The sequence below is a fragment of the Bacteroides sp. AM37-9 genome (assembly GCF_003603455.1).
Classification (GTDB): Bacteria; Bacteroidota; Bacteroidia; order Bacteroidales; family Bacteroidaceae; genus Bacteroides; species Bacteroides xylanisolvens.
In genome coordinates, this window is the sequence record NZ_QTNF01000022.1 from 94,115 (window position 1) to 101,638 (window position 7,524).

The 7,524-nt window shown below is 40.4% G+C and carries 4 protein-coding genes; all 4 read right to left on the bottom strand.

What is annotated here, in order from left to right; all coding sequences use genetic code 11:
• Positions 1–2 precede the first annotated feature (2 nt).
• Genes DW862_RS15920 through DW862_RS15935 form a run of 4 tightly spaced genes read right to left on the bottom strand, consistent with a single transcriptional unit; the run spans position 3 to position 7,449 of the window.
• Positions 3–2,015, bottom strand: a complete 2,013-nt coding sequence (locus tag DW862_RS15920) for a DUF5003 domain-containing protein (RefSeq protein WP_120069255.1) — start codon at positions 2,013–2,015, stop codon at positions 3–5.
• Positions 2,016–2,036: 21 nt separating this feature from the next.
• Positions 2,037–2,942 carry a DUF4984 domain-containing protein gene (locus DW862_RS15925; protein ID WP_120069257.1) on the bottom strand — a complete coding sequence of 302 codons (906 nt, stop codon included), beginning with the start codon at positions 2,940–2,942 and terminating at the stop codon, positions 2,037–2,039.
• A gap of 17 nt (positions 2,943–2,959) precedes the next feature.
• Positions 2,960–4,495: a RagB/SusD family nutrient uptake outer membrane protein gene (locus DW862_RS15930; RefSeq protein ID WP_120069260.1), complete on the bottom strand. Its 1,536-nt coding sequence runs from the start codon at positions 4,493–4,495 to the stop codon at positions 2,960–2,962.
• A 17-nt stretch (positions 4,496–4,512) separates the two neighbouring features.
• A complete protein-coding gene (locus DW862_RS15935) occupies positions 4,513–7,449 on the bottom strand; it encodes a TonB-dependent receptor (protein WP_120069263.1) in 2,937 nt (978 codons plus the stop codon).
• Positions 7,450–7,524 lie beyond the last annotated feature (75 nt).

The following is a 7,524-nucleotide window of genomic DNA, read 5'->3' on the forward strand; positions in this document are numbered from 1 at the left end:
CGTTACTTATTGATGATAAAGAGTATTTGCTTACTTCCATCTTCTCCGGTAATCACAAGAAGAATAGGCTTAGAGGATATTGGCAAACTACTACCACTTCCAAGCCATACATTAAGTACCTTTTTACCACTAAAGTAATCCTCTCCAATAGTAATATCATCAGAAGTTAACTCTTCTTCAGAAGTATCTGTAACAGTATAAGCCTTATAGCTCACAACATCAGAAGAAGTAAGAGCAATGTTTATTCCAGCATTAGGATTCTCCATTTCAAAAAGTTCAGTCGCTCCATAAGTATTTTGGAAATATTGGGCACCTCCAAGGGAACCACTATAAGGGGTACATACAAAATCACTTCCCATCCCGTTACTACTGGTAATCTTGAATATAGCCGTTTCTTCACCACCAACTTCTCCCCCACTAGCATTACTTGTTCTTACAATAAGCATTGCTTTGTCATCTTCAGTTTCTCCTTTGACAATCACAAATATATCCTTTCCATTTGTCTTTTTGCTATCTATGCTCATTGTTGTTCCAGCAGGATCTATAATACCATCGGGTGCCGCTTCCTCATTGTCTAAGAAATAACATTTAGCATCCCATATTTCAAAAGAAACCGTAACATAAGTACTTACCCCCGGCTGTTTAATTTCTGAAATACCTTTAACGCCATATTCGGTTTTAAAATGTTCGGCATTACTTTCGGTATAAGGCGTACATTCGATAGGCGTTACGTAATCAGTTCCATCCACAGCACTAAAATACTGTATGGCTTCATCCTTTTTTATTTCTTTTTGAGTGAACTGAAGAACAAGATTTGTTTGTTCATACTGATAGACCAATTCATCACCATTAATAATGGTACTTTCTAAATTATCCCTGCCAATTCTATTAAATTCAGCATCAGAGAACACAAGAACATATCCGACTCTTTCTTCAGCATATCCCGAAATAGGAGTAAAAGGTTTTACAATAAGTGAGATATTTCCATCTTTCTTTTCATCCTCACAACTCATCCATTTCTCATCCATCCATTCATCATCATCTACACCTTCAAAATACAAATTATTATTAGAAGCACCTTTTGTAACAAATACCACATGGTATTTATCTTCCAAAGTCTTAACAGTAAACGGTAAACGATTCTTAAAAGAGGTTGTACTACTTCCAGTACCAGCCACACCACCAGAGCCTTGTGTGAAACTCTTTCCATCCAAAGATACAACCCAATCATACATATTACTTGACGGACGTTTCAATTCCATTACTCCCGGTGTCATACCTTCGTAAACTAGTTTGATAGAATGGAATGCTCTTCCTTCTTCATCAGAAAATGTTATCACATTTTCATCACTAGCCAAAACCGGATACTTTTCACGGATTCCGTTTTCGATTATTCGCAAACCACCTTGCACTTTCTTATTGACCGGGCCTACAAGAGAGCCGCCGTCCAATTCCACCCAACCCGGCAAATTTGTAGCTGCAAAACGGAAGTTTGCTTCAACATCAAAAAGAACATATTCCTGATAACCGACTTTAAGAACTCCGTCTTTGGTGATATCATTTCCTTCCTTATCGTATATCTTCAATTCATAATCCACCTTAGAACGAGTCACTTCACCAATCACAATCGTCTGACCGCCCATAGTCAATTCCAATTTAGCCACACTGACGTCGCCCACTTGCATATTATCATTCGTAATCACAAGAGTTACTGTCTGCGTACCGGCAGTACCGGACAGAACAAATTCTCCCAGTTCATCGTCTGTCTTAAACTTACACCAAATGGCAGAAGACGCCAAACTCCAGTTCGTATTAGCCGTAAATGTAAACTCCCTTGTATCATTAGAATTGCAGATGAGATTCTGCTTTTCCGGAAATATCGGAGTCACTGCATTATCATCGTCGTCCGAACATGCCGCCAGACAGAAAGCCATAAGTAAGCCAATAAAGAGCCAACTCTTGCATAATGTCTTCATGCACGAATCTCCTAGTGGTTTTAAACTAAACTTTTTCATATCTTTATCTTTTGCTATTTTTTAATATCCTTGTTCTTTTAATTTTTCAGCTTCTGCTTCACTTATCCATTCGAGTATATTGACAAACGTTCCTACTGTACCATAGTATGATCCGTCTTTATTGTTCACGCTCATCGTAACATACTGTAAGACAAAATTCTCATTGGTGCTAAAGTAAGACGTATAAGCAGTAGGTTGATTTAACCGTAACTTGCCGTCACCATGAACTGTATTGAAAGCTTCTCCTGTAGAGCCACAAATTTGTTCTTCCATTTCAACCAAAGGCTCCAGAACATCTTTCCGGTTGAAAGTGATTTCCATATCATAACCATCAAAATAGAGTCCATGGACTACGATCGTATTATCTTTCCCCTTCACCACATCCGAAGTCACTAAACGCAAATCCACTTTATGCGGATAGTAGTCTGAAGATAAATAAGTGGAAGTTACTTTACAATAGCCTTTAAAGTTTTTAATATCAAACGGACGAATCTTTTGCATCACCACTTTGGCTTCGTTCTTGTAAAGACTCCATTGCTCAGTTTCGGGGATTATCAATCGCAAAGCGAATCCCAATGAATCTGAAATATCCATGTTTTTATAAATACCCTCCACCGCAACATTCGTACTCAATTCTCCCGCTTTTATAGTAACGGTATTCGACAAAATCTTGTAATGTTTACCTTCAACCGCATTACTCTCCTTATCTATCACTTCGACACCGAAGGTACGGTCGTAGTCTGCAGGTATAGTAGCGGAAACAGGCACATTGAATATCTCATTGGTTTCTTGCACGGCATATGTATAAAGCGTGTCAGAAAACATAAGATAATTGGGCCCGCTGTACAACACCTTGTCCTGATCGCATCCGGAAAAAGCTATCAGAGCAGCAACGGCTACTATACATCCTATTAATAATTTCTTCATTATCATATGTTTAAATCTTATTTATTACTTTCATTCGGTTCCACTTGCGAGCCGGGAGCATCCAGTTCATGTTGCGGTATAGGCCATACAAACAAAGGATCATCCGCTTCTACCTTCAATCGGTCTCCTGTTGACAAAGATTGGTCTTGGGGCTTACGCTCGAATCCTTTGTGCCAGCGCTTTAAATCATGAAGACGGAAACCTTCCATATAAAGCTCTTTCACACGTTCGGACTCGATGATCTCCATTGCATTAGACTCACTCATGGGAGTTGATCCACCATAAGAGGAATATCGTGCGGTACGCAGTGTTGTGATATCTTTTCCCGCACGGTTATAATCAGGCTGTTCTTTTTGCACATAAGCCTCGGCACGTATCAGATATTGCTCTGACAAACGCAATACTTTTGGCATGGAAACATGAAGAATATTGGCAGCAATAAACTCTTCGTTACCGGCATACTTAATCAGCAAAGGCCATGAAAGATGGTGGCTGAAGCTGGTAGTGCGTGATTCAAAGAAAGTAGAAGCACGTAAATCATTTGCATTATAAGAATTGAGCACCCAAGTAGCCGGAACATAGTCCGGACGATAATTCACGTGGTCGTAATTTAAAAAAATCAATCCCAGTTTGCCTCCATAAGAATTGACGGTGAACCCCACTTTCCAAATAGCTTCCGTAGACATGTCATTTGTCCACATATACTTATAATAACTGACTCCGGATGAAATCGCACGAGTACAACTAGCCAACAGATAATATTCGCTATCTATAACTTTACTGGAGTACTTGATAGCTTCGTCCCACTTCTTCATATAAAGAGCAACACGGGCACGTAAAGCATATACAGTATACTCGTTGAAGTAAGTAGCATTGTTAAATAAAGGCACATCTACAGACGGGTCATAATCCTTATCCAACTCCAGCAACTTAGCAGCCCGGTCAAGGTCTTCAAGAATAAATCCATAAGAGTCTTTCAACGAAGCACGTTTCATTTCTTCTCCGCCCTGATAATGCCTAGTCAAAATAACCCCCAACTGATTGGCTGCGTCTTCATCACTTTCATAAACCTTACAGAATAGCTTCACCAATTCAGAGTAAGCAAGTGCACGGGCAAAATAAGCTTCACCACAATACTGGTCGAGCTTATCCAAATCATTATCATCCGTTGTGTTATTTCTCACTCCGTCTACACGGTCGAGCATGAAGTTACAACGATTGATCACATTGTAAAGTCCGGCATAAACAGCCTCAATACTTGTATTTGTTGCCAGAATATCTTTCCAGCGCCAGATATCTCCGTATATATTCGTATTTCCGTTAATTCCATACACAAGATCGGTCTGCAAATCAGGAAGTATTGTGAGATTACCGGAATACAGAGCACTATTCTTAAATGCATCATAAATACCGATAACTGCCAGATTTACATCATCCACCGTCTGAATGGCATCGTCAAAAGGAATAGAATCTTCCGGCATCTTATCCAAACAGGAAGTGGCGGAAAAAGCCACAGCAGCTATCAGGATATATAATTTAAATTTCTTAATCATCTTTTTTTATTATACTATTAGAATGAAATGTCAATACCCAAAGTAAACTGACGTGAAGCTGGATATTTTGCCCTATACACATTAGTTGCCACTTCCGGATCAAGTCCTGTAAAACCTGTCCAAGTAAACAAATTCTGTCCCTGCAAATAAACACGTGCTGACGTGAAGAAATGAGTTTTGCTCAATAATGATTGTGGAAGCGCATAAGCCAGTGTCAGGTTCTTTAAACGAAGGAATGAAGAGTTCTCAAGAAAGCGGTCATCCAGTTGAGCCGTCACTCCATAACGGGGAATATCCGTAATGTCGCCCGGTTTTTTCCAGCGATCGTACAATAGTCTTCTTGATTGATTGTAAGCACTATACAGTCCGTTACTTTCTTCGAAGAAGCGGTCATTATTCATCACATATCGTTTAGCCATCCAACTGAACTGGGCCGATAATGAAAGCCCTTTCCACATTAGGGTTGTGCCGAAGCCGCCTGCCCAGGGAGAGTCAAAGGTTTTACCGGTCATCACTTTGTCTTCTTCACGGTATTCTGTTGTCAGTTCTCCGTCGGCAGTGTACCACAAAGCATCACCATTGGCCGGATTCACTCCTGCATAACGGTTCATGAAGTACTCATGTACAGGATGTCCTACTACGTATTTCAATCCGGTAGTGGAATTTACATATTCTTCCACGCCATTATAAAGTTCCAACAGTTTATTCTTATTATAAGATACGTTCGCGCTCAGATTCCAAGTGAAGTCTTTTGTACGGATCACATCTCCGTCAATTGCAACTTCCACTCCTCGATTCATCATAGCGCCAATGTTGTCCCAACGATTACCGACACCGGTAATAGCATACGATTGAGGAACTAACATCAACATATTAGTAGTCTTTTTATGATAAAAATCGACGTTCAAATTGACTCTATTGAAAAAGCCCAAACTCAAACCGATATTGTTTGCCCAAGTTTGCTCCCAGCTTAACTCTTCGTTCCCACTTTGTGCAGGATATATACCAGCTTCATCATTATAGTTGGCATTACCGGAAACCAGCGCTAAATGATCATAGTAAGGAATTTCCGAATTACCAGAAGTACCTGTGCTTAACTTAATCTGTGCGTTTGTGAGCCATTCTATATCTTTAAGGAAAGCCTCGTTCTTGATATTCCACATAAAGCCCAACGACCAGAACATTCCCCAACGGTGGTCTTTACCAAAACGAGAAGAAGCATCTGCACGTGCGGCAACTTCCGCATAATATAACTCTTTATAATTATACTCTCCACGAAAGAAAAAAGACAGGTATGAATAAGCACTATTTGAATCCGGCCATGAGATAGCACGAGTTCCGGAAAGCAAGTTAGTAAGACGGTCGTTATTCTGTCCTTGTGTACTTACCTGAAATCCGGTTGAGTGATAATCTATCCCTTCTTGTCCCAGTAAAAAATTCAATGAATGATTATCATTCAAGGCCCACCGGTAATTAGCTGTAAGAGTTTCACTCAAACTAAGAATATCGGATGAACTGCGCCCCGCTTTACCTGATTTATTATTAATTATATAACTTGGGAAAGACTGCATGAAAGCCGTAGAATGTGCATAATCTGCAGCAAACTGTGCACGAATGGTTAAATCCCGAATCGGAGTAACTTCCGCGAAAATAGTAGACAGCAATTTGTATTTTTTATATTCTACAGGATTATTCGCCATCCATTCTATCGGGTTCTGTCCGGTTCCCGTCCAAGTTCCATCGTTTTCGGAAGCCAAAGAACCATCCGCATTATAAGGATTCCAATAAGGCAACATAAAACGAGATCCAGAAATAGGTGTATAGAGTGCTGGTTCTCCCTCTTCGGCCTGTGATATCTCTTCGTACGCCATCATCGTATTAGTACCAATTTTCAGCCAGTTGCTAGCTTTCACTTCCGCATTGGCACGCATATTATAGCGACGAAAAGTAGAACTCTGGGCGATACCTTCCTGATCGTAGAATCCCCCGGAAACAAAATAGTTCAAACGGTCGGTGGCACGATTAACTGACAATTCATAACTCTGTAAAGGAGCACGATCATTGAAGACTTCATCCAGCCAGTTTACATCCGTGCGAGACAGCAAGTTGTAATCCTTTCCCGTATCTAAACCGATTTCTTTTTCAAACTGGATACGTTCCGGAGTATTCATCACTACCCAATTGTCGTCTGAAGCCAATTGTGAAAAACCCCATTGCGCACGCATGGTTACTTTCGCCTTGTCAATCGCCAAACCACGTTTGGAAGTGATTACTACCACACCGTTCGCAGCACGGGCACCGTAAATAGAGGTTGATGAAGCATCTTTCAACACAGAAATGGATTCTATATCTCCCGGACTGATTGTATTAAAATCAGCACTGGAAATAGGTACACCATCCAAAATAAATAAAGGAGATGTACCTGAATTGATAGAGTTGGTACCTCTAAGCTGGAAAACAGCCGCCTTACTTGGTTCCCCCGAATTAGAGATTACCGTTAATCCAGGAGTCTGTCCCTGCAACGATTGGTCGAAACCGGCCGCAGGTACATTTTCCATTTTTTCTGCCTTTACAGTAGATACGGCACCGGCAATCGTTCCTTTCTTACGTGTACCATAGGCAACGACCACCACTTCCTCTACCATCTGTGCATCGCTCTCCATCTTCAGATCAATACGAGTGGCAGCAGACACTTGCTTTTCCATCGTTTTCATTCCAATGTAAGAAAACTGCAAAATGGCGGGGGATTTCGTCACTGTGATACTGTAATTACCATTCATATCGGTAATTACTCCGTTCGTCGTACCCTTCTCCAAAACAGACACACCAATCATCGGCTGATTATCTTCCGCCGAAATAATATGTCCAGTTACCTGATATCCACCCTGTGCAAAAAGCAACAGGGGGATACTTGTCAGAGTAAAGAGTACAAACAAGAGAATTGATTTTCTCATCTTTGATACTTTGATTTTAAATTAACCTTAATTCCGCAACACTATTATAAAATATTTTTTTTAAGTACCTGAGCA